This window comes from Pseudomonas sp. QL9, from assembly GCF_041409665.1.
Lineage (GTDB): Bacteria > Pseudomonadota > Gammaproteobacteria > Pseudomonadales > Pseudomonadaceae > Pseudomonas > Pseudomonas knackmussii.
Window position 1 is genome coordinate 4,645,829 of record NZ_CP166971.1, and the last position, 22,913, is coordinate 4,668,741.

Here is a 22,913-nt window from a genome sequence, read left to right on the forward strand (position 1 = left end):
TTTCGCCAATTTATTGGCTATTTTCTGATATCAAGCGTTTCACGCTTGTAACATCAGAGCTAAGAACAACTTTCAGCGAGCCTCAGAAGAATTTTTCACAAGCTCTATTCGGAAAAAGTCTTATGAGCCATGTGAAATCCAGCACATTGTAAATTCCGTAACCCCTGATTTTTCCTGGGTATGGGCAGGTAAAAGGGTTAATACGTTCGGCTATGTACGTTTCAGAGCGGCTAGGGCGGGGATTTCAGCGGCGAGCGATAAAAGGCGCTGCCAGATTCGACAAAAAATTGTCACTGGCATTTTGATACTTAAACGCCTGTACTCGTTGCCTTCCTTCTTCGCATGTATCCGGATGCTGTAGGCGTCGTGGCCAATTCGGAGTCTCAGGCAGCGGTGGAGCCGTTGCCGGGCAGTGCGCGGAGGAAGGGAGCATGGCCAAGCAACTGGGTATCGTCAGCAAGGTGGTCGGCGAGGTGTATGCCGTAGCCTCCGATGGTTCGCATCGGATCCTGCATCAGGGCGACAAGCTGTTCGTCGGCGAGCAACTGGTCACCGGGCACAACGGTGCCGTGGCCGTCGCCATAGCCGGCGGTGGCGAACTGACCCTCGGCCGTGACAGCTCGATGCCGATGAGCGACCAGCTGATGGCAGCGGCGCACCACCAGTACGACAACACCCCGGCGCAGGCCCCGACCACCCCGACCCAGCAGGACGTCACCGACGTCAAGGCGCTGCAGGCGGCCATCGCCGCAGGCGTCGACCCGTCCAAGGTCGCTGAAGCCACCGCGGCCGGGCCGAGCTTCTCGGCCGGCGGCAACGCCAAGGCCGGCGGCGGCCACTCCTTCGTGCTGCTGACCGAAATCGGCGGCCATATCGACCCGGAAATCGGCTTCCCCACAGGCCCTCAAGGCAGCGGTCCGCTGTTCCCTCGCCAATTCGACGCCGCGCCGCTTCCCGCGCAGCAGCAGCCGGTTGCCGTGGACAATTCGCCGAGCGCCCCCAGCGACAGTGCAGCGCTAAGCGAAGGTGGACTGCCGGGCGGCATTCCCGATGGCGGGGCCAGCGAGTCCACCACCACCACTGGCAGCCTCGGCTACAGCTTCGGCGCCGATGGCCCCGGCAGCTTCACCTGGGGCACCGCCGGCTTGCCGACGCTCACATCAGGCGGTCAGCCGGTGACCTATAGCGTCAGCCCCGACGGGCACACCCTGACCGGTTCGGCGAACGGCCAGCCGGTCTTCACCCTGACCCTGACCGATGTGAACACCGGCGCCTTCCAGCTGGTCCTGCAGCAGCCGCTGGACCACCCGGTGCATGGCGTCGAAGACAACCTCACGCTCAATGTTCCCTATACCGTGACCGACGGTAACGGCACGCCGGCCAGTGGCAATCTGAACGTCTCCATTAAGGACGACAGCCCGACCGCCAGCCTATCCATTGGCGGCGAGGCTCCAGACCTGCTGACCCACGATGCGGGAACCCTGAACGGCGGCCATGACAGCAGCACCGCGGACTTCTCCACGGTCTTCCACGGCAACCTGCAGTACGGCGCTGACGGCGCCGGCAGCACGGTCTGGCACTACAGCCTGAACCTGGCGGCGCAGGGCGAGGACTCCGGCCTGACCAGCGCCGGGCAGGCGATCCACCTGTACACGGTGAACGGCCAGGTGATCGGTTCGACCGCCGATAGCGCCAACGAAATTTCCAGCGCGAACACCGTGTTCTCGGTGAGCGTGAACGGCAACACCGGCAGCGTCACCCTGACCCAGTTCGCCGCCATCGACCACGCACTGCCCGGCGCGACCAGCGCCTTCGACAGCCAGCACGCGGTGCTCGGCACCGGGCTCGTGCAACTGCAGGCGCAGGTCACGGTCACCGACCGCGACGGCGACCCGACCAGTGCCACCCAGAACCTAGACCTGGGCGGCCACGTGAGCTTCGCCGACGCCGGCCCGAGCATCCAGTTGGCGACCGAGGCGAGCATCGCCCTGCAGGTCGACGAAACCCAGCTTGGCGTGGACGCGCACAGCGCCAATATCGCCAGCCTGTTCAGCAGCGACTACGGTGCGGATGGCGCCGGCTCCACGACCTACGCGGTGAGCACCAGCAACAACACCGATAGCGGCCTGGTCGATACCGCGACCGGGCAGAAGATTTACCTGTTCAACACCGCCAATGGCGTCGAAGGGCGGGTAGGGGACAGCAACGGGGCCGTGGCCTTCAGCGTCACAGTCAACGGCGGCGTGGTCACCCTCGACCAGCAGCGCGCCCTGGTGCACTCGGACACCAGCGACCCGAACGATCCGCTGAGCATCGGCAGCGGCAAGATCAGCCTGACCGCCACCATCACCGACCGCGATGGCGACCACAGCAGCGCGAGCGTCGACCTGGGCGGCAAACTCACCTTCCTCGATGACGGTCCGAGCATCAGCGTGGGTGAAGGCAGCTTCGCCAACCTGACGGTGGACGAGACCCACCTGAACGTCGATGCCAGCAGCGCCAGTGTTTCCGGGCTGTTCAGCGGCAGCTATGGCGCCGACGGCGCGGGCAGCACGACCTATAGCGTCAGCACTGCGGATAACACCGACAGCGGCCTGAAAGACACCGCGACCGGCCAGGAAATCTTCCTGTTCAACACCTCCAACGGTATCGAAGGGCGAGTAGGCGGCAGCGGCGGGGCAGTGGCCTTCAGCGTTACCGTCAGCAATGGCGTGGTGACCCTCGATCAGCAACGTGCCCTGTCGCACCCGATTACCACCGACCCGAACGACCCGCTGAGCATCGGCACCGGCAAAGTCAGCCTGGTGGCGACCATCACTGACGGCGATGGTGACCACAGCAGCGCGAGCATCGACCTCGGCGGCAAGCTCACCTTCCTCGACGATGGCCCGAGCATCAGCGTGGGCGAAGGCAGCTTCGCCAGCCTGACGGTGGACGAGACCCACCTCGGCGTGGATGCGAGCAGCGCCAGTGTTTCCGGGCTGTTCAGTGGCAGCTATGGCGCCGACGGCGCTGGCAGCACCACCTACAGCGTCAGTACCACCGACAACACCGACAGCGGTCTGAAAGACACCGCCACCGGCCAGGAAATCTTCCTGTTCAACACCGCCAACGGTATCGAAGGGCGAGTAGGCGGCAGCGGCGGGGCAGTGGCCTTCAGCGTTACCGTCAGCAATGGCGTGGTGACCCTCGATCAGCAACGCGCCTTGTCGCACCCGATCACCACCGACTCGAACGACCCGCTCAGCATCGGCCTTGGCAAGGTCAGCCTGGTGGCGACCATCACCGACAAGGACGGCGACCACAGCAGCGCGAGCATCGACCTGGGCGGCAGGCTGACCTTCCTCGACGACGGCCCGAGCATCAGCGTGGGCCAAGGCAGCTTCGCCAACCTGACGGTGGACGAGACCCACCTCAACGTCGACGCCAGCAGCGCCAACGTTTCCAGCCTGTTCAGCGGTGACTATGGCGCCGACGGCGCGGGCACCACGACCTACAGCGTGACCACCACGGACAACACCGACAGCGGCCTGAAAGACACCTCGACCGGGCAGGAAATCTATCTCTACAACACCGCCAACGGCATCGAAGGCCGCGTGGGCGGTAGCAATGGCGACGTGGCCTTTGCCGTCACCGTAAGCAATGGCGTGGTGACGCTCGACCAGCAACGGGCCCTGTCGCACCCGATCACCACTGACCCGAACGACTCGCTGAGCATCGGCTCCGGCAAGGTCAATCTGGTAGCGACCATCACCGACGGCGATGGCGATCACAGCAGCGCGAGCATCGACCTGGGCGGCAAGCTGACCTTCCTCGACGACGGCCCGAGCATCGATACCACCGGCGGCTTCACCGGCCTGACGGTGGACGAAACCCACCTGGGCGTGGATGCGAGCAGCGCCAGTGTCGGCGGTCTGTTCGGCGGCAGCTACGGCGCCGACGGCCCCGGCAGCGTCACCTACCTGGTGAGCACCACGGACAACACCGACAGCGGCCTGAAGGACACCGCGAGCGGCCAGGAGATCTACCTGTTCAACACCGCCAATGGCGTGGAAGGCCGGGTCGGCGGCAGCGGCGGGGCAGTGGCCTTTTCCGTGACTGTCAGCAATGGCGTGGTGACCCTCGACCAGCAACGCGCGATGGTTCACCCGGACACCTCCGACGCCAACGACCCGCTCAGCATCGGCGCCGGCAAGATCAGCCTGTTCGCCAGCATCACCGATGGTGACGGCGACAAGGCCAGCGCGAGCATCGACCTGGGTGGCAAGCTGACCTTCCTCGACGACGGCCCGAGCATCAGCCTCAGCGGCGGCACCTTCGCCGGGCTGACGGTCGATGAAACCAACCTCAGCATCAATGCCAGCAGCGCCAACGTTTCCAGCCTGTTCAGCGGCAGCTATGGCGCTGACGGCTCAGGCACCACGACCTACAGCGTCACCACCACTGACAATACCGACAGCGGCCTGAAAGACACCGCCACCGGCCAGGAAATCTTCCTGTTCAACACCGCCAATGGCGTGGAAGGGCGGGTAGGCGGAAGCGGTGGGGCTGTGGCCTTTGCCGTCACCGTGAGCAACGGCGTGGTGACCCTCGACCAGCAACGTGCGCTGGTGCACAGCAATGCCAATGACCCGAATGACCCTCTGAGCATCGGCACTGGCAAGATCGGCCTGGTGGCGACCATCACGGACAAGGACGGCGACCATGCCTCGACCAGCCTCGACCTGGGCAGCAAGCTGACCTTCCTCGATGACGGCCCGAGCATCAGCCTCAGTGGCGGCAGCTTCGCCGGCCTGACCGTCGATGAAACCAACCTGAGCATCAATGCCAGCAGCGCCAACGTCTCCAGCCTGTTCAGCGGCAACTATGGTGCCGACGGCGCGGGGACCACGACCTACAGCGTCAGCACCACCGACAACACTGACAGCGGCCTGAAGGACACCGCGACCGGCCAGGAAGTCTTCCTGTTCAACACCGCCAACGGCGTGGAAGGCCGCGTGGGTGGCAGCGGCGGTGCCGTTGCGTTCAGCGTTACCGTGAGTGGCGGCGTGGTCACGCTTGATCAGGTTCGTGCCTTGGTCCATCCGAACACCAGCGATGCCAATGACTCGCTGAGCATCGCTGGCGGCAAGATCAACCTGGTGGCGACCATCACCGACAAGGACGGCGACCATGCGTCGACCAGCGTCGACCTGGGCGGCAAGCTGACCTTCCTCGACGACGGCCCGAGCATCGGCGCGAGCGGCGGCAGCTTCGCCGGGCTGACGGTCGACGAAACCAACCTGAATATCGACGCGAACAGCGCCAATGTCTCCAGCCTGTTCAGCGGCAGCTACGGCGCGGACGGCGCGGGCACCACGGCCTATACGGTGACGACGACCAACAACACCGACAGCGGCCTGAAAGACACCGCGACTGGCCAGCAAATCTTCCTCTTCAACACCGCCAATGGCGTGGAAGGTCGCGTGGGCGGCAGCGGCGGGGCAGTGGCCTTCGCCGTGACCGTGAGCAACGGCGTGGTCACTCTCGACCAGCAACGCGCCTTGGTGCACAGCAACACCAATGATCCGAACGACCCGCTGAGCATCGGCTCCGGCAAGGTCAGCCTGGTGGCGACCATCACCGACAAGGACGGCGACCACACGTCGACCAGCCTCGACCTGGGCAGCAAGCTGACCTTCCTCGACGACGGCCCGAGCATCGGCGCGAGCGGTGGTAGCTTCGCCGGTCTGACGGTCGACGAAACCAACCTGAATATCGACGCGAGCAGCGCCAATGTCTCCACCCTGTTCAGCGGCAGCTACGGTGCCGACGGGGCGGGGACAACGACCTACAGCGTCAGCACCAGCGACAACACCGACAGCGGCCTGAAAGACACCGCCACCGGCCAGGAAATCTTCCTGTTTAACACCGCAAATGGTGTGGAAGGTCGCGTGGGCGGCAGCGGCGGGGCAGTGGCCTTCGCCGTCACCATCAGCAATGGCGTGGTGACGCTGGATCAGCAACGCGCGCTGGTGCACAGCAACACCAATGATCCGAACGACCCGCTGAGCATCGGCTCCGGCAAGATCGGCCTGGTGGCGACCATCACCGACAAGGACGGCGACCACGCTTCGACCAGCCTCGACCTGGGCAGCAAGCTGACCTTCCTCGACGATGGCCCGAGCATCGGCGCGAGCGGCGGCAGCTTCGCCGGGCTGACCGTCGATGAAACCAACCTCAGCATCAACGCCAGCAGCGCCAACGTCTCCAGCCTGTTCAGCGGCAGCTATGGCGCCGATGGTGCGGGCAGCACGACCTACAGCGTCAGCACCACCGACAACACCGACAGCAGCCTAAAAGACACCGCGACCGGCCAGGAGATCTTCCTGTTCAACACCGCCAACGGGGTGGAAGGCCGCGTGGGCGGCAGCGGTGGCGCCGTGGCCTTCGCCGTCACCATCAGCAGTGGCGTGGTGACGCTGGATCAGCAACGCGCGCTGGTGCACAGCAACACCAATGACCCGAACGATCCGCTGAGCATCGGCAGCGGCAAGATCGGCCTGGTGGCGACCATCACCGACAAGGACGGCGACCACGCCTCGACCAGTCTCGACCTAGGCAGCAAGCTGACCTTCCTCGACGACGGCCCGAGCATCAACCTGAGCGGCAGCAGCTTCGCCGCGCTGACGGTGGATGAGACGAACCTCAGCGTCGATGCCAGCAGCGCCAATGTCTCCAGCCTGTTCAGCGGCAGCTATGGGGCGGATGGTGCGGGTACCATGACCTACAGCGTCAGCACCACGGACAACACCGACAGCGGCCTGAAGGACACCGCGAGCGGCCAGGAAATCTTCCTGTTCAACACCGCCAACGGGGTGGAAGGCCGGGTGGGTGGCAGCGGCGGAGCGGTAGCCTTTGCCGTGACCGTCAGTGGCGGCATCGTCACTCTCGACCAGCAACGCGCCCTGGTGCACGGCAACCCCAATGATCCGAACGATCCGCTGAGCATCGGCAGCGGCAAGATCGGCCTGGTGGCGACCATCACCGACAAGGACGGCGACCACGCCTCGACCAGTCTCGACCTGGGCAGCAAGCTGACCTTCCTCGACGACGGCCCGAACATCAACCTGAGCGGCAGCAGCTTCGCCGCGCTGACGGTGGATGAGACGAACCTCAGCGTCGATGCCAGCAGCGCCAATGTCTCCAGCCTGTTCAGCGGCAGCTATGGGGCGGATGGTGTGGGTACCATGACCTACAGCGTCAGCACCACGGACAACACCGACAGCGGCCTGAAAGACACCGCGACCGGTCAGAAGATCTACCTGTTCAATACGGCCACCGGCGTGGAAGGCCGGGTCGGCGGCAGCGGCGGGGCGGTGGCCTTCGCGGTCACCATCAGCAATGGCGTGGTGACCCTCGACCAGCAACGCGCACTGGTGCACGGCAACACCACTGACCCGAACGACTCACTGAGCCTGGGCAGCGGCAAGATCAACCTCAGCGCGACCATCACCGACAAGGACGGCGATCACGCCTCGACCAGCATCGACCTGGGCGGCAAGCTCAGCTTCCTCGACGACGGCCCCAGCCTGCTGGCCGGCAGCGCCACCGGCCAGGTGCAGGAAGACGCGCTGCCCGGCGGCAACCCCGATGGCGGCAGCGAATCGCTGGTGGCCAGCGGCTCGCTCGCCAGCCTGGTCAACTTCGGCGCCGACGGTGCCGGCGGCTTCTCGCTGAGCAACGACTTCAGCTCGCTGCTCGCGCAGCACCTGACCTCCGGCGGCGTGGCCCTGAGCTACAGCCTGCTGGGCAACGTGCTGACGGCCAGCGCCGGCACCCACACCATTTTCACCCTGTCGCTGGATAACGCCGGCCACTACCAGTTCAACCTGGTCGGCCCGCTGGACCATCCGCTGCACAACGGCGACGACAACGAGCTGCTGTCGATCAACCTCGGCGGCGTGGTCACGGCGACCGATGGAGACGGCGACGCCGTGACCCTCGGCGGCCAGAGCCTGGTGGTCAGCGTCGAGGACGACCTGCCGGTGGTGCATAGCGAACCGCCGTGCCAGGACGTTTCCGATGCACAGGGCTTCGAGCTCACCGGCAACCTCGACGTCAGCTTCGGCGGCGACGGCATCGGCCACTTCGACCTCAGCGGCAATACTGCGCCGACCGGCCTGACCTACGTGGTCACCAGCCTCACCGGCGGCGGCTCGCAGCTGACTGCCTACGACGGCTCCAACCAGCCGTTCTTCGTCCTCACCATCAACGCCGACGGCTCCTACAGTTTCGACGTGGTCAACTCGCGGCCCACCACCTCGGTGGACTACGACCTGACCCAGGTTTCCGCCGGTGGCCCGCAGCCTTCCATCGTGCTGACAGCCTCTGGCCTGACCGCGACCTTCACCAGCCCCGGCAGCGTGGTGAACCCGTCCAACAACGGCATGGGCGTGGGCGGCAACAACCTGATCGACACCGGTGAAACCCTGCGCGTGGCCTTCAGCGCGAAGATCTACGACGCCAGTTTCGACGTGCAGAAACTCTCCAGCGGCGACACCCTGACCTTCAGCGTCTACGACGACCAGGGAACCCTGCTGGCGACCGGCACCTACTCGCCGCCGGCGGGCACCGGGGAGGGCGATTCCACCCACTTCGACCTGCTCAGCGACACCCACTTCACCAGCGGCTCGGCCTACCAGCTGTCGCAGTCCGGCTTCTCCACGGTGCAGTTGAGCAGCAGCGGCGGCGACTACCGAGTGGTCACGGTCGAGGCCAAGCAGTCGATCCTGCCGCCGGACGTGGACCTCAACTTCCATGTCGGCATCACCGACGGCGACGGCGACGCCACCAGCCTCAACCTGTGCCTGGACCTGAGCACGCCGAACCCGCTGCTCGTGGTGGGCAGCAACAGCGGCGACGTCGATGGCTCGACCACCCAGCACACCGTCCCCAACCCGGACGACGCCGACAAGAGCGGCACCATCGGCGGCGGCAACGGCAACGACGTGCTGATCGGCGACCCGGGCGGCGTATCGGTCTCCACGACCCCCGGGAAGAACTACAACATCGCCCTGGTGCTGGATACCTCGGGCAGCATGGACGATGCCTCGGGCACCGCCGGCCTGACCCGCCTGGCCCTGGCCAAGCAGGCGCTGATCAACCTGCTCAACCAGATCAAGGGGCATGACGGCACCATCAACGTGGCGCTGGTGTCCTTCTCCGACGGCTCGACCATCACGCAGCTCAACGGCCTGAACAGCGGCAACGTGCAGACTCTGATCAATGCGATCAACGCGCTCTCGGCCAACGGCAGCACCAACTACGACTCGGCGTTGCAGAAGGCTTCGGCCTGGTTCGCCACCGAGGTCAGTGGCGGCGCCAACGCCGCGCACAACTTCATCAACCTGGCGTTCTTCCTCACCGACGGCAACCCCACGACCTACGTGGGCGACAACAGCAACACCGGTTCGACCACCAACTACCACGACGTGCAGGACGCGCTGAACTCCGGCGCCAACATGCTCAATGGCGGCGGCAACCTCACCGGCGCGGATCACGTCTCGGTCAACGCCATCGGCATCGGCAACGGGATCAACAGCGACATCCTGCAGTTCTTCGACAACACCAACACCGTGGGCACCGGCACCCTGGACTTCGGCAAGACCGACGTCGCCGGCAATGTCGGCCAGCCGCAGATCATCAACACCGCCGACGAGCTGCAGGCGGCCCTGCAGGCGGGTGTCAGCAACGTCTCGCCGCAGCCGGTGGGCAACGACCACCTGGTCGGCGGCACCGGCAACGACATCATCTTCGGCGACGTGATCAACACCGATAACCTGAGCTGGGCCGGACACGCCGCCGGCACCCACAACGGCGCCGGCTACCAGGGGCTGGTGGACTACCTGACCGCCAGCAATGGCGGGACGGCGCCGACCCAGGGCCAACTGGTCAACTACATAGTCGCGCACGCCCAGGAGCTGAACGTCGCCGGCGATACCCGTGGTGGCAACGACATCCTCGAAGGCGGCAAGGGCGACGACCTGCTGTTCGGCCAGGGCGGCAACGACACCCTGCTGGGCGGCGACGGCAACGACATCCTCTTCGGCGGCATGGGCGACGACACCCTCACCGGCGGCGCGGGCGCCGACCAGTTCGTCTGGCAGAAGGGCGAAACCGGGCACGACGTGGTCAAGGACTTCAACATCGGCGAAGGCGATTCGCTGAACCTGGCCGACCTGCTGCAGGGCGAGACCTCCACGGCCGCATCGCTGTCGCACTACCTGACCTTCTCGGTGAACGCCGCCACCACGACCACCAGCATCTCGGTGAACCCCACCGGCGCGTCGGGCGGCGCGACGACCCAGACCATCGACCTGGCCAACGTCGACCTGGCGGCCAAGTACGCCGGGCACGCCGGCAACGGCATCCTCTCCGCCGGCGACACCCAGACCGTGCTCAACGGCCTGCTGCACGACCATGCGGTCAAGGTCGATACCGTCTGATCCTCCCTCCACCTCGTGCAGACCGCCGCCTCCGGGCGGCGGTCGCGTATCGGTCAAAGGATGGCTGCGCATACGCCTAATGAATGATCGTCGCGGCGCGAGATTGTTCGGCTCTATGCTCGGCGACCTTGATCCTCCTTCATCGAACAACAATCAGCGAGGTTTCCCATGCGCGAAGTGGTGATCGTCGATAGCGTCCGCACCGGTCTGGCCAAGTCCTTCCGCGGCAAGTTCAACATGACCCGCCCGGACGACATGGTCGCCCATTGCATCGACGCGCTGCTGGCGCGCAACGGCCTCGACCCGCTGCTGGTCGATGACTGCGTGGTCGGCGCCGGCTCCAACGAAGGCGCCCAGGGCCACAACATCGGCCGTAACGCGGCGGTGCTGTCCAAGCTCGGCATCCATGTCGCCGGCATGACCCTCAACCGCTACTGCTCCTCGGGCCTGCAGGCCATCGCCATCGCCGCCAACCAGGTGGCCTCCGGCTGCAGCGACATCCTGGTGGCCGGTGGCGTCGAGTCGATCACCCTGACCGCCGGCAAGATGAACCGCGACAACTTCGTCAACCCGCGCCTGGAGGCCGAATTCCCCGGCATCTACTACCCGATGGGGCAGACCGCCGAGATCGTCGCCCGCCGCTACAACGTGACCCGCGAGCAGCAGGACCTCTACGCCCTGCAGAGCCAGCAGCGCACCGCACGGGCCCAGGCCGAGGGCCTGTTCAACGACGAAATCGTGCCGATGAGCGTGAAGTACCTGGTGGAAGACAAGGCCACCGGCGAGAAGAAAGTGCTCGAAGGCGTGGTCGACCGCGACGACTGCAACCGCCCGGACACCACCCTGGAAGGCCTGAACTCGCTCAAGCCGGTGTTCGCCGAAGACGGCTCGGTCACCGCCGGCAACGCCTCGCAGCTCTCCGACGGCGCCTCCATGACCCTGGTGATGAGCCTGGAAAAAGCCCTGGAACTGGGCCTGAAACCCAAGGCCTTCTTCCGTGGCTTCACCGTCGCCGGTTGCGAGCCGGACGAAATGGGCATCGGCCCGGTGTTCTCGGTGCCCAAGCTGCTCAAGGCCCGCGGCCTGCAAGTGGCCGACATCGATCTCTGGGAACTCAACGAAGCCTTCGCCTCGCAGTGCCTCTACGCCCGCGACCGCCTGGGCATCGACAACGAGAAGTACAACGTCAACGGCGGCTCGATCTCCATCGGCCACCCCTTCGGCATGACCGGCTCGCGCCAGGTCGGCCACCTGGTCCGCGAACTGCAGCGCCGCAACCTGCGCTACGGCATCGTGACCATGTGCGTAGGCGGCGGCATGGGCGCCACCGGCCTGTTCGAAGCGGTCCGCTGAGTCACCCGGCCATCCCCACGCCGGATGGCCGGCCGACCGAAAAAGCCCCGGCAGCGATGCCGGGGCTTTTTCATGGGGCCAGCGTGGGAGCAGGTCTTATCCGAGACCGGCCACATGCGGTGCTTCCCTGCGTAGGAGCGGATCTCATCCGCGAAAATCCCCCACACCGAATCCCCCTGTAGGAGCGGGCCATGCCCGCGATTCGCGGATAAATCCGCTCCTACGATTCCCCGTCATCCCCGCGAATGCGGGACAGCGCTTGCGCTGAACACGCTTTAGCGCGGCCCGAAGGGCGAGCGGAGCGAGTCACCCAGAGAGCGGATTTGCAGCCCGGCACGCTGGCGGATAACCCCTTCGGGGTTATTCGCCCTACAAAAGCGCATACGCGCTTCGCTCTTGGGACTTCCAGAGAAACATCCGCACGCACCGGGCCGCCCCTTACAGAAGGCCGAGCTAAGCCCACGCAGAGGAGGTTGCGCGACATGGATGTCGCAAAAGCCCCGACCAGTACAGGGATGTGCTGTCGGGGCGGGCCTCCGGGTGCGTGGGAATGTGCGAGGGAAGTCCGGCTCTGCCGGACCCGTATGTCGGGGCAAGACATTTGCCCACTTTGTGTCGTTTGACAAAGTGGGTCGCCCGAGGGGGCGAAACAAGAAATACCCGAACACGCCGAAGCGGCGCGCCACACCGCACAAAACGCCTCTGGATCCCCGCGTTCGCGGGGAAGACGTGAAAGGGGGACGCGATGCTGGGGTGTAGAAGCGAACCTCGCCCGCGAATCCGCGAATCCGCTAACCCACCGCACACAACCCCCCGCAGTTATCCAACTGACAAAAGAAAACCCCGGCCATCGCCGGGGCTCTTCAACGCAAACGAAACGCGCCTACCGCGCCACCCGCGCAAACAGGCCGGCCGCCTGCTGCATGCGGCTGATGTATTGCATCACCTCGCGCTCGGCATCGAAGCGGGTGAAGAAGGGGCCTTCCAGCGTGCCTTCGCGGGTCGAGAAGAAGTACTGGCCGTTGACCGAGCTGATGCGGTCGCTGCGGTAGTGAGTACCCGGCGTACTGTCGCCGTGCCTTTGCCCGAACATAACGGTTTCTCCCACACGAACGGGTTAGTAACTTCAGTGTAGTCTCGGAAGCGTCTGACACAGGCCAGGCGATGAACGGCATGCCAAATGCATCCTGCGGCGCCGGAAGGTCAATATTTTGCTTTTTCAGTTATAAGTAAATCGAAATTTATTCTTTTTTAATCGGATTCGACCTTGGGCATAGTGGCGCCATCCCCAACAAGGAGTCGTTTCCATGAGTCTGCGTCTCGGCGATATCGCCCCCGATTTCGAACAGGATTCCAGCGAAGGCCGCATTCGTTTCCACGAATGGCTCGGCGACAGCTGGGGTGTGCTCTTCTCCCACCCGGCGGACTTCACCCCGGTGTGCACCACCGAACTGGGCCTGACCTCCCGGCTCAAGGACGAATTCGCTCGCCGCGGCGTCAAGGTGATCGCGCTCTCGGTCGACCCGGTGGAGTCCCACGTGCGCTGGATCGATGACATCAACGAGACCCAGGACACCGTGGTCAGCTTCCCGATCATCGCTGACGCCGATCGCAAGGTTTCCGAGCTCTACGACCTGATCCACCCGAACGCCAACGACACCCTGACCGTGCGCTCGCTGTTCATCATCGATCCGAAGAAGAAGGTGCGGCTGATCATCACCTACCCGGCGAGCACCGGCCGCAACTTCAACGAAATCCTGCGGGTGATCGATTCGCTGCAGCTGACCGACAACCACAAGGTCGCCACGCCGGGCAACTGGCAGGACGGCGACGAGGTGGTGATAGTGCCGTCGCTGCAGGACGAGGAAGAGATTCGCCAGCGCTTCCCGAAAGGCTACCGCGCCGTCAAACCCTATCTGCGCCTGACGCCGCAGCCCAACCGCTGAGGCGTCCGCGCCACCTTCCTTAGCCATGTGGAAACTTCGGGCCGGTTCGCCGGCCCTTCTTTTTTCGGATATCAGGCCCGCGCCAACTCCGCCGCATAGACCTCACGGTCGACATTGCCGCCGCTGAGCACCAGCCCGACCCGCTTGCCGCGCAAGGACTCGCGCTCCTGCAGTGCTGCCGCCAGCGAAGCCGCGCCGGCCCCTTCGGCGACGTTGTGGGTGGCGGTGAAGAGCAGGCGCATCGCCGCGCTGATTTCCTCGTCCGTGACCTGCACCACACGGTCGGCACCGGCACGGATCATCGCCAGCGCGGTCGGTTCGGGCGTGGTACAGGCCATGCCGTCGGCCAGCCGCGTGCTGGTGGCGTGGTAGACCGCTTCACCGGCGGTGAACGACAGCGCATAGGCCGGGGCATGGGCCGACACCACGCCGACGATGCGGGTCTTTAGGCCCAGGGCGTCGCGCGCCGCGATCATCGCGCAGAGGCCCGAACCCATGCCGATCGGCACGTAGACCACGTCGAGGTCGGGCAGGGCGCGGAACAGCTCCAGGCTGTAGCTCGCCACGCCCGCGACCAGCCACGGATGGAACGACGGAATCATGTGCAGGCCCTCGCTCGCAGCCAGTAAGCCTGCGTACTCACGGGCAGCCTGGAAGTCCTCGCCATGCTCGATGAGTTCGGCACCGAGGGCACGCATCGCAGCATTCTTCTCGCGGCTGTTGCCGTGCGGTACCACGATGGTCGCCGGCAGGCCCAGGCGCGCAGCGGCGAAGGCGATGGACTGGCCGTGGTTGCCACGGGTGGCGCTGATCACCCCGACCGGCCGTGGCGACTGCGCTGCCAGGTGATGGAAATAGACCAGCCCGCCGCGCAACTTGAAGGCGCCCACCGGCGAGTGGTTCTCGTGCTTGACCCAGGCCTCGCAGCCCAGGGCTTCGCAGAGCAGCGGCCAGCGGATCTGCGGGGTAGGTGGCAGGCTCTGGTGAACGATGGCGGCGGCCTGTTCCAGGGCGGGCAGGGAAAAGGGCATGGCGTTTCTCCGGTGGGTGGCCCCAACAGTCTAGGAAAGCGCCGGTTGCGCCCACCAGATACAGCTGTGCGGTGTTGCCAGGGGCAACTGTTGCCCGATTCCTTGTTGCAACGGAGCGCCCTGTAGGAGCGAGCTTGCTCGCGAACCGCTTTGGCGCCGGGCCATTCGCGAGCAAGCTCGCTCCCACAAAAACAGCTCGTGGCCGAGAAACGACCAGTACAGTTGCAGCGGCGAACTGTTCCTGTCGGGCCCAGCGGCCATGGCATAGCATGGCGGACCGCACACGCGCACCGAGGTTTCCATGCACGTTTCCACCGGCCGCTGGCAACTCGGCTTGTTCCTGTCCCTGGTCACCGCCGTGCTCTGGGGCATCCTGCCGATCAAGCTCAAGGAAGTGCTCAAGGTCATGGACCCGGTCACCGTCACCTGGTTTCGCCTGGTGGTCTCCGGCGGCATGCTGCTCGTCTGGCTGGCGGCCCGCCGCCAACTGCCGGCCTTCCGCCCGCTCGGCAAGCGCGGCATCGGGCTGGTGCTGGCCGCGGTGCTCGGGCTGGTCGGCAACTACGTGTTCTACCTGATCGGCCTGAAGATGCTGACGCCGGGCACCACCCAGCTGGTGATCCAGATCGCGCCGATCCTGCTGCTGCTCGGCAGCCTGTTCTTCTTCAAGGAGAGCTTCAGCATCGGCCAGGCGCTTGGCCTCGCGGTGCTGTTGTGCGGCTTCGGCCTGTTCTTCAACCAGCGCATCGAGGAGCTGTTCGGCTCGCTGGGCGTCTACACCCAGGGCATCCTCATCGTCGTCCTCGCGGCTTTCGTCTGGACCTCTTATGGCCTGGCGCAGAAGCAGCTGCTGACGCAGTGGACCTCGATCCAGGTGATGATGGTGATCTACCTCGGCTGCGCGCTGCTGCTGACGCCCTGGGCGCATCCGCTGGAAGCGCTGAACCTCTCGCCGCTCCAGGCCTGGCTGCTGTTCGCCTGCTGCCTGAACACCCTGGTCGCCTACGGCGCCTTCGCCGAGGCCCTGGCGCACTGGGAAGCCTCCCGGGTCAGCGCGACCCTGGCAATCACCCCGCTGGTGACCTTCGCCTCGGTGGCCCTGGCGGCCAGCCTCTGGCCGGATTACGTCCACCCGGAAAGCCTCAACGGCCTGGCCTACCTCGGCGCCTTCCTGGTGGTCACCGGCTCGGCGCTCACCGCCCTGGCGCCCTCGCTGCTGCGCAGTTATCGGGCGAGGCGGGCGTTGTCGTCCTGACATAAAAAAGCCAGTCGAACCCGACTGGCTTTTTACTTTGCGCGCGAATCAGGCCTGGCTGCCCAACTGCTCCGCGCGCTTCAGCCAGCCCTGGCGTTGCTCTTCGGTGGAGCCGCGCATGGGGCTGAACTCTTCCAGGTGGCGGGTCTGGATGCCGCACGGGCCGAGGATGCAGCGCACCATCTGGCGCAGGCCCGGGGCGCCCTGGCGCAGGCGGTAGCGCCAGTGGGTCTGGTCGTGGGTCACCAGCAGATCGGCGCTGCGGCCGCCCAGCAGGGGTTCCCATTCGCGATCCTGTGGCGTGCGGAAACGGAAGGCGAAGCCGGGCTGGAACACACGGTCGAAGAAGCCCTGCAGCAGCGCCGGCAGGCCGCCCCACCAGATCGGGTAGACCAGCACGATGTGCTGCGCCCAATGCACCTGGCGCTGCGCCTCGAGCAGGTCGGCTTCCAGGTCTTGGCCGCGCTCGTAGCCGCCGCGCAGCACCGGGTCGAAGGCCATCTCGCCGAGCTTCAAGACCCGCACCACATGGTCGCGGCTGCGCGCGCCCTGGATGTAGGCGTCGGCCAGGGCGTGGCAGAAGCCGTCGACCTTGGGTGAACCGAGGATCAGCAGGATGCGCTTGCCATCGCCCTCCAGGGGCGTGGCGCCGGATTTGGCCGCCTCAACCATTCTGCCCGGCCTCCAGCATGTCCTGCGGGCGCACCCATTCGTCGAACTGCTGGTCGGTCAGGTAGCCCAGCTCAAGCGCCGCCTCGCGCAGCGAAGTGCCTTCCTTGTAGGCCTTCTTGGCGATTTCGGCGGCCTTGTCGTAGCCGATGTGGGTATTCAGCGCGGTGACCAGCATCAGCCCGCGCTCCAGGTGTTCGGCCATGCGCGCGGCATCCGGCTGCATGCCCTCGATGCAGTGGGTGTTGAAGTTGCGGCAGCCGTCGGCGAGCAGGCGGATCGACTCCAGCAGGTTGTGGATGATCACCGGCTTGAAGACGTTGAGCTGCAGGTGTCCTTGGCTTGCGGCGAAGGCGATGGCCGCGTCGTTGCCGAGCACCTGGCAGGCGAGCATCGACAGCGCCTCGCATTGGGTCGGGTTGACCTTGCCGGGCATGATCGAGCTGCCCGGCTCGTTGGCCGGCAGGCGCACCTCGGCGAGGCCGGCGCGCGGGCCGGAGCCGAGCAGGCGCAGGTCGTTGGCGATCTTCATCAGCGCCACCGCCAGGGTCTTGAGTGCGCCGGCGAGGGTTACCAGCGGCTCGTGGCCGGATAGGGCGGCGAACTTGTTCGGTGCCGAGACGAAAGGCAGGCCGCTGAGGCTGGCCAGTTCGGCGGCGATGGCATCGGCGAAGCCCTTGGGCGCGTTCAAGCCGGTGCCCACGGCAGTGCCGCCTTGCGCCAGTTCGTATACGGCCGGCAGCGCCGCGCGGATGGCGCGTTCGGCGTAGTCGAGTTGCGCGACGAAGGCCGACAGTTCCTGGCCGAAGGTGATGGGCGTGGCGTCCATCAGGTGGGTGCGGCCGGTCTTCACCAGGTCGGCGTGGCGCGCCGACTGCTCGGCAATGCCGCCGGCGAGTTCGGCGATGGCGGGCAGCAGGTCGTCGTGCACGGCGCGCGCCGCGGCTATGTGCATGGCGGTGGGGAAGCTGTCGTTGGAGCTTTGCGCGCGGTTGACGTGGTCGTTGGGGTGCACCGGCGCCTTGCCGCCACGGCCCTTGCCGGCGACTTCGTTGGCGCGGCCGGCGATCACTTCGTTGACGTTCATGTTGCTCTGGGTGCCGCTACCGGTCTGCCAGACCACCAGCGGGAACTGGTCGTCGTGCTGGCCGGCGAGCACCTCGTCGGCGGCCTGCTCGATCAGCCCGGCGATGTCCGCCGGCAGCTCGCCCAGGCGCAGGTTGACCCGCGCGGCGGCCTTCTTGATCAGCGCCAGGGCGTGGACCACGGCCAGCGGCATGCGCTGGCCGCCGATGGCGAAGTTTTCCAGCGAGCGCTGCGTCTGCGCACCCCAATACGCCTGGGCATCGACCTCGATGGGGCCCAGGCTGTCGGTTTCGGTTCGTTTCATGACGGCTTTCTCTCGGAGGGGACTGAGGGAGTTTAGGCCGTGCCCGCTGTTCGGGGTTCCGCGCGTCGTCAATGGCCGCGATAGCTTGCCGGCGGGCCTACCAGCGTGCCTGGGTCGCGCCTATCCAGCCCAGTGCCTGGCGCACTGGCACCTGTTCGCCGTCGGCGGTGCGCAGGAAGCCGTCGTAGTGGCCGAACCACTGGCTGGTCTCCGAGTACAGCGGGCCCAGGCGCGGTGCTGCGCGGTGCAGCTTGCGCGGGGTGAAGCGCAGGTTGACGCGCTGGTCGGCGCTGACCAGCAGCCAGGGGCCCAGCGGGTCGTGGGGCGTCTGGCGGATTTCCACTTCTCCGGCCAGGCGCTGCAGCTCGCCGCCGAACCACAGGGCGTTTTCCTTTTCATCGCTGCGGTCGGTCCAGCCGGCGCCGAAGTTGCCGGCGATGCCGCCCGGCGCGGCGAACGCGGCGCGCGTCCAGGCGCTGCGGAAGGGCCAGACGCCACGGCCGAAGTCCAGCGCGGCGAAGCTCTGCCCCGGTTGCGTGCTGTAGGTTTTGCCGCCCAGCTGCAGGCTGCCGCTGAAGGGCAGGCCCATCTGCCGGCTGCAGGCATGGAAATGACGCCCGCCCATGGGCACCACCAGGTTGACCGACTCAAGGTGCGGCGGGCGCTGCACTTCCAGCGCCAGGGCCAGGGACTGGCCGTCGAGGTCGCAGGCGTCGGCGCTGATCAGCAGGCGGCCGCCCTGGTCGTCGAAGCTCAGGTTCAGCCGGTCGTGGCGAAAGGCGTGGCTCTGGTTCGGCCGGTCGGGCAGGCGGCAGCCTTGGCCCAGCGGGCTTATAAGGGTGCGCGAGACGGCGTTGCCGCTGTCCAGGTCGAGAAAGTAGAGGGCGCCGTAGCCGAGGTAGTCGAGGTCGGCGACGGTCAGCGAGAGCATCCAGCCGGGGGCGATCAGGCACCAGTGATTCCAGCGTTTGCGCCGGCCGCGCGGGCCGGGCAGGGCGCAGTTCAGCTGTGGGTGCACCGACCAGCCGATCGCCTCGGGGCGCAGACGTCCAAACGGGTCGCAGAGCGAGGAGGGGGGCAGGTGCGCCTGGGAGGTCATCGAACACGTCCATGTGACAATGCCGGCCAGCATGCCGCGTCGCCCGGAGCAGAACAAGTGACCGGTTAACATTCCGCGCCGAATGAGGCGGCGAACGGTCGCGCGGCACCGCTCGGCTGGTGCTTGAGGAGGCTCCGAACTTAGGCGCAGAATGACGGGTCCCTAGGGACACACCTTCAGACTCAAGGATCGCCCATGACCGCCCTTCGCTCCCTTTGCACTGCCGCGCTTCTCGTCGGCTTCAGCTCCATGGCTCTCGCCGACTCCTCCGCCGAGGCCGAGAAATTCCTCAAGCAGGTCCACGCCGACCGCCTGACGGTGCCGGTCTATGCCCAGGTGCAGCAGATGTTCGCCCAGCACTTCCAGCGCGCCAACGCGCCGGACAGCAAGAAGGCGGTGCTCGATCGCTACCAGGCCAAGGCCAATGCCGAGCTGGACCGTGCGGTGGGCTGGGACAAGATCAAGCCGGACCTGATCAAGCTCTACACCAGCAACTTCAGCGAGTCCGAGCTCAAGCAGCTCAACGACTTCTACGCCTCGCCCCTGGGCCAGAAAGTCCTGCAGAAGATGCCGCGCCTGACCGCCGAGTCCGCCCAACTGACCCAGGGCAAGCTGCAGACCGCCGTCGATCCGGTGAACAAGCTGCTGGCCGACATGGACAAGGAACTGGGCGTCAAGGCCCCGGCCGCTCCGGCGAAGAAACCCTGATCCGGACCTGTAAGACATGAGTATGCGTGAACGAATCCAGACCGCCCTGGGCGCCCTCGAGCCGCAGCACCTGGAAGTGCTCGACGAAAGCCACATGCACAGCCGCGGGCTGGAGACGCACTTCAAGGCCGTGGTGGTCAGCCCGCAGTTCGCCGGGTTGAACGCGGTCAAGCGGCACCAGAAGGTCTACGCCACGCTCGGCGAGCTGATGGGTCAGTTCCACGCCCTCGCCCTGCACACCTACACCCCCGAGGAGTGGGCGGAGCAGGGCGCGGCGCCGGATTCGCCGACCTGCCGGGGCGGCAGCAAGCACGACCACTGACGCTGCCCGATCGTTGCGGTAGAATGCGCCAACGCCGGCACCCAGTGCCGGCGTTGTCTTTTCTGAACCGGTCCGCCCTTTACGCGGGCGACCACTGGAGGATGTACCCCATGACCCGCTCTATCGTCGTGGCGGCGCTGTACAAGTTCGTTTCCCTGCCGGACTACGTTGCGCTGCGCGAACCCCTGCTGCAGACCCTGCTGGACAATGGTGTCAAAGGCACCTTGCTGCTCGCCGAGGAAGGCATCAACGGCACCGTGTCCGGCACCCGCGAGGGTATCGACGGGCTGCTCGCCTGGCTGCGCACCGATCCGCGCCTGGCTGATGTCGACCACAAGGAATCGTACTGCGACGAGCAGCCGTTCTACCGCACCAAGGTCAAGCTGAAGAAAGAGATCGTCACCCTGGGCGTGCCCGGCGTGGACCCCAACCAGCGGGTCGGCACCTACGTCGAGCCGCAGGACTGGAACGCGCTGATCTCCGATCCGGAGGTGCTGCTGATCGATACCCGCAACGACTACGAAGTGGCCATCGGTACCTTCGAAGGCGCCGTCGATCCCAAGACCAAGTCCTTCCGCGAATTCCCCGAATACGTCAAGGCGCACTACGACCCGGCCAAGCACAAGAAGGTCGCCATGTTCTGCACCGGTGGCATCCGTTGCGAGAAGGCGTCCAGCTACATGCTCGGCGAGGGCTTCGAGGAGGTCTTCCACCTCAAGGGCGGCATCCTCAAGTACCTGGAGGAAGTGCCCGAGGCCGACAGCCTGTGGCGCGGCGACTGCTTCGTGTTCGACAACCGCGTGACCGTGCGCCACGACCTCTCTGAGGGCGACTACGATCAGTGTCACGCCTGCCGTAACCCGATTTCCGCCGAGGACCGCGCCTCCGAGCATTACGCGCCGGGCATCAGTTGCCCGCATTGCTGGAACTCGCTGTCGGAGAAGACCCGCGCCAGCGCCCGCGAGCGGCAGAAGCAGATCGAGCTGGCCAAGCTGCGCAACCAGCCCCATCCCATCGGCCGCGACCCGCGGCAGGCTGTCCTGGAGGACTGATCCTTGGCCAACGCCCGCCTGCTCTACGTGATGGACCCGATGTGCTCCTGGTGCTGGGGCTTCGCTCCGGTAGCGCAGGCGCTGATCGAGCAGGCGGCCGCTGCTGGCGTGCCGACGGCGCTGGTGCTGGGTGGCCTGCGTACCGGCCACGGCGCGGCGTTGGACCCGGCGACCCGGCGCTACATCCTCGAACACTGGCAGGCGGTGCAGCTGGCCACCGGCCAGGCATTCCGCTTCGAAGGCGCGCTGCCTGACGGCTTCGTCTACGACACCGAGCCGGCCTGCCGGGCGGTGGTCGCCGCGCGAAGCCTGAACGAGCCCAGCGCACTGGCCCTGGCTGGAGCCATCCAGCAGGCGTTCTACGCCGAGGGGGGCGATGTCACCGAAGCGTCGGAACTGCTGCACCTTGCGGAAAGCGTTGGCCTGCCGCGCAGCGAGTTCGCCGAGCTGTTCGACAGCCAGGAAAACCACCTGGCCACCCAGGCCGACTTCTCCTGGGCGCGCGACCTGGGCATCGCCGGTTTCCCGACCCTGCTCGCCGAGCGCAACGGCCAGCTGGCGCTGCTGACCAACGGTTACCAGCCGCTGGAAGAGCTGGCGCCGATGCTCGAACGCTGGCTGGAGCGTGGCCGCCAAGGCTGAGTCGCGCGCCGCTCAACCGTAGCGGATCGCATCGAGAAAACCGATGCACTTGCCGTTGTCGTGGCTCACGCGGGCGCTGGCGATGCTGTTGTAGGGAACGCCCAGCAGCAGGTTCAGCAGCGCCTGGTCGTCGCGGTAGCGCGGTCGCCAGTCCAGCAAGGCCTCCAGATAGGCGATGTTCGGCACGCCGGGCTGGAAGTTCGCCAGCAGCAGGCGGCCGCCGACCGCCAGGTGGCGGAACAGCTGGCGAGTGAGCTGCTCGGCGCTGGAGTCGTCCAGTTGCTCGACCAGACCGGCGCTGTAGATCAGGTCGAACTCATCCAGTTCGGCGACACCGGCCAGCAACTGTCCTACCGACGCATAAAGCGTCTCGACGCCCAGCCAGGCGTAATTGCGCTCTACCTGCTGCAGATGCTCCGGGCTGCTGTCGAGGGCGACGAAACGCTGGAAGCGCTTGTGGCAGAGCGCGCTGGACAGCTCCGCTTCACGCAAGTGGGCGGAACCAATGCAGAGAATGCGTGCGCGGCCTTCGTGCCGCTCGCAGGCGTTGTCGATCGCCTGTGCCAGGCGCAGGCGCCGTGTGCGCAGCGCCCTGGGCGCCAGGCCCTCGCGGGCATAGCGCTGCAGTTCGCCCCGGTTGCCGCTGCCCAGCTGGTTGGCCGACCCATCGCCGATGCCATATAGATAATCGAGCAGGTAGGTGTTGCCGTGACGCGGCGTCGGTGCGGGGGTTGCTTGGCCGCGCGAGGGGAAGGGGATGACCCTCAATTGCCGGGTATAGCGGGTCAGCGCCTGGCGAGCCAGTTCGAGCAGCTCGGCGTCATCGCCCGGCCGTTCGCCGGCGTGCTGTTCCAGATGACCGATGAGGGTTTCCAGCGAAGGGCTGGATTCGCTCGACTTGTCCATGTGCAGCCTCTGTCGTTCCCATGGCGTTCCAGGTCTGAACCTAGCCGGCGCAG

General features: G+C 66.1%; 14 protein-coding genes. 8 read left to right on the forward strand and 6 right to left on the reverse strand.

Annotated features, from left to right (window positions below):
* Positions 1 to 431: 431 nt before the first annotated feature.
* On the forward strand, positions 432 to 10,487 hold the full coding sequence (locus tag ACA097_RS21710; protein WP_371365920.1) for a retention module-containing protein: 10,056 nt from the start codon (positions 432 to 434) through the stop codon (positions 10,485 to 10,487).
* Between the two features lie 168 nt (positions 10,488 to 10,655).
* Positions 10,656 to 11,840 (forward strand): thiolase family protein, encoded by a 1,185-nt coding sequence (locus tag ACA097_RS21715; protein ID WP_043253720.1) that lies wholly within the window; start codon positions 10,656 to 10,658, stop codon positions 11,838 to 11,840.
* Between the two features lie 883 nt (positions 11,841 to 12,723).
* On the opposite strand, the gene ACA097_RS21720 is transcribed toward ACA097_RS21715, so the two are convergent.
* Positions 12,724 to 12,933 carry a DUF6316 family protein gene (locus tag ACA097_RS21720; protein WP_043253717.1) on the reverse strand — a complete coding sequence of 70 codons (210 nt, stop codon included), beginning with the start codon at positions 12,931 to 12,933 and terminating at the stop codon, positions 12,724 to 12,726.
* A gap of 214 nt (positions 12,934 to 13,147) precedes the next feature.
* On the opposite strand from ACA097_RS21720, the gene ACA097_RS21725 reads away from it, so the two are divergent.
* Complete coding sequence (locus tag ACA097_RS21725) at positions 13,148 to 13,786, forward strand: peroxiredoxin (protein ID WP_371365923.1); 639 nt, start codon at positions 13,148 to 13,150, stop codon at positions 13,784 to 13,786.
* Positions 13,787 to 13,857: 71 nt separating this feature from the next.
* Here the strand turns inward: ACA097_RS21725 and ACA097_RS21730 are convergent, their stop codons facing one another.
* Positions 13,858 to 14,817 carry a threonine dehydratase gene (locus tag ACA097_RS21730; protein ID WP_371365925.1) on the reverse strand — a complete coding sequence of 320 codons (960 nt, stop codon included), beginning with the start codon at positions 14,815 to 14,817 and terminating at the stop codon, positions 13,858 to 13,860.
* 301 nt (positions 14,818 to 15,118) lie between these two features.
* On the opposite strand from ACA097_RS21730, the gene ACA097_RS21735 reads away from it, so the two are divergent.
* Positions 15,119 to 16,072 carry a DMT family transporter gene (locus ACA097_RS21735; protein WP_371365927.1) on the forward strand — a complete coding sequence of 318 codons (954 nt, stop codon included), beginning with the start codon at positions 15,119 to 15,121 and terminating at the stop codon, positions 16,070 to 16,072.
* A gap of 48 nt (positions 16,073 to 16,120) precedes the next feature.
* On the opposite strand, the gene ACA097_RS21740 is transcribed toward ACA097_RS21735, so the two are convergent.
* The 3 genes from ACA097_RS21740 to ACA097_RS21750 form a co-directional block, all read right to left on the reverse strand.
* Positions 16,121 to 16,744, reverse strand: a complete 624-nt coding sequence (locus tag ACA097_RS21740; RefSeq protein WP_043253708.1) for an NAD(P)H-dependent oxidoreductase — start codon at positions 16,742 to 16,744, stop codon at positions 16,121 to 16,123.
* Entirely contained in the window at positions 16,737 to 18,131 is a 1,395-nt protein-coding gene (locus ACA097_RS21745; protein ID WP_371365929.1) for a class II fumarate hydratase, read from the reverse strand. Before ACA097_RS21745 ends, ACA097_RS21740 begins: the two co-directional genes overlap by 8 nt.
* Positions 18,132 to 18,228: 97 nt before the next feature.
* Complete coding sequence (locus tag ACA097_RS21750; protein ID WP_371365931.1) at positions 18,229 to 19,230, reverse strand: DUF2804 domain-containing protein; 1,002 nt, start codon at positions 19,228 to 19,230, stop codon at positions 18,229 to 18,231.
* 195 nt (positions 19,231 to 19,425) lie between these two features.
* On the opposite strand from ACA097_RS21750, the gene ACA097_RS21755 reads away from it, so the two are divergent.
* The 4 genes from ACA097_RS21755 (at position 19,426) to ACA097_RS21770 (ending at position 21,954) form a co-directional block, all read left to right on the forward strand.
* Positions 19,426 to 19,938 carry a DUF2059 domain-containing protein gene (locus ACA097_RS21755; RefSeq protein ID WP_160287836.1) on the forward strand — a complete coding sequence of 171 codons (513 nt, stop codon included), beginning with the start codon at positions 19,426 to 19,428 and terminating at the stop codon, positions 19,936 to 19,938.
* Positions 19,939 to 19,954: 16 nt separating this feature from the next.
* Positions 19,955 to 20,260, forward strand: a complete 306-nt coding sequence (locus ACA097_RS21760; protein ID WP_371365933.1) for a BolA family protein — start codon at positions 19,955 to 19,957, stop codon at positions 20,258 to 20,260.
* A 110-nt stretch (positions 20,261 to 20,370) separates the two neighbouring features.
* Entirely contained in the window at positions 20,371 to 21,312 is a 942-nt protein-coding gene (locus ACA097_RS21765) for a rhodanese-related sulfurtransferase (RefSeq protein ID WP_371365935.1), read from the forward strand.
* A gap of 39 nt (positions 21,313 to 21,351) precedes the next feature.
* Positions 21,352 to 21,954, forward strand: coding sequence for a DsbA family protein (locus tag ACA097_RS21770; RefSeq protein ID WP_371370556.1), 603 nt, complete (start codon positions 21,352 to 21,354; stop codon positions 21,952 to 21,954).
* Between the two features lie 12 nt (positions 21,955 to 21,966).
* Here ACA097_RS21770 and ACA097_RS21775 read toward each other — a convergent pair whose 3' ends face one another.
* Positions 21,967 to 22,860 (reverse strand): class I SAM-dependent methyltransferase, encoded by an 894-nt coding sequence (locus tag ACA097_RS21775; RefSeq protein ID WP_371365937.1) that lies wholly within the window; start codon positions 22,858 to 22,860, stop codon positions 21,967 to 21,969.
* Positions 22,861 to 22,913: the final 53 nt, after the last annotated feature.

What these genes read in the sequence shown, in the direction of transcription:
- ACA097_RS21710 (WP_371365920.1), top strand. Translation starts at nt 432, where the DNA reads ATGGCCAAGCAACTGGGTATCGTCAGCAAGGTGGTCGGCGAGGTGTAT.
- ACA097_RS21715 (WP_043253720.1), top strand. Translation starts at nt 10,656, where the DNA reads ATGCGCGAAGTGGTGATCGTCGATAGCGTCCGCACCGGTCTGGCCAAG.
- ACA097_RS21720 (WP_043253717.1), bottom strand. Translation starts at nt 12,933, where the DNA reads ATGTTCGGGCAAAGGCACGGCGACAGTACGCCGGGTACTCACTACCGC.
- ACA097_RS21725 (WP_371365923.1), top strand. Translation starts at nt 13,148, where the DNA reads ATGAGTCTGCGTCTCGGCGATATCGCCCCCGATTTCGAACAGGATTCC.
- ACA097_RS21730 (WP_371365925.1), bottom strand. Translation starts at nt 14,817, where the DNA reads ATGCCCTTTTCCCTGCCCGCCCTGGAACAGGCCGCCGCCATCGTTCAC.
- ACA097_RS21735 (WP_371365927.1), top strand. Translation starts at nt 15,119, where the DNA reads ATGCACGTTTCCACCGGCCGCTGGCAACTCGGCTTGTTCCTGTCCCTG.
- ACA097_RS21740 (WP_043253708.1), bottom strand. Translation starts at nt 16,744, where the DNA reads ATGGTTGAGGCGGCCAAATCCGGCGCCACGCCCCTGGAGGGCGATGGC.
- ACA097_RS21745 (WP_371365929.1), bottom strand. Translation starts at nt 18,131, where the DNA reads ATGAAACGAACCGAAACCGACAGCCTGGGCCCCATCGAGGTCGATGCC.
- ACA097_RS21750 (WP_371365931.1), bottom strand. Translation starts at nt 19,230, where the DNA reads ATGACCTCCCAGGCGCACCTGCCCCCCTCCTCGCTCTGCGACCCGTTT.
- ACA097_RS21755 (WP_160287836.1), top strand. Translation starts at nt 19,426, where the DNA reads ATGACCGCCCTTCGCTCCCTTTGCACTGCCGCGCTTCTCGTCGGCTTC.
- ACA097_RS21760 (WP_371365933.1), top strand. Translation starts at nt 19,955, where the DNA reads ATGAGTATGCGTGAACGAATCCAGACCGCCCTGGGCGCCCTCGAGCCG.
- ACA097_RS21765 (WP_371365935.1), top strand. Translation starts at nt 20,371, where the DNA reads ATGACCCGCTCTATCGTCGTGGCGGCGCTGTACAAGTTCGTTTCCCTG.
- ACA097_RS21770 (WP_371370556.1), top strand. Translation starts at nt 21,352, where the DNA reads ATGTGCTCCTGGTGCTGGGGCTTCGCTCCGGTAGCGCAGGCGCTGATC.
- ACA097_RS21775 (WP_371365937.1), bottom strand. Translation starts at nt 22,860, where the DNA reads ATGGACAAGTCGAGCGAATCCAGCCCTTCGCTGGAAACCCTCATCGGT.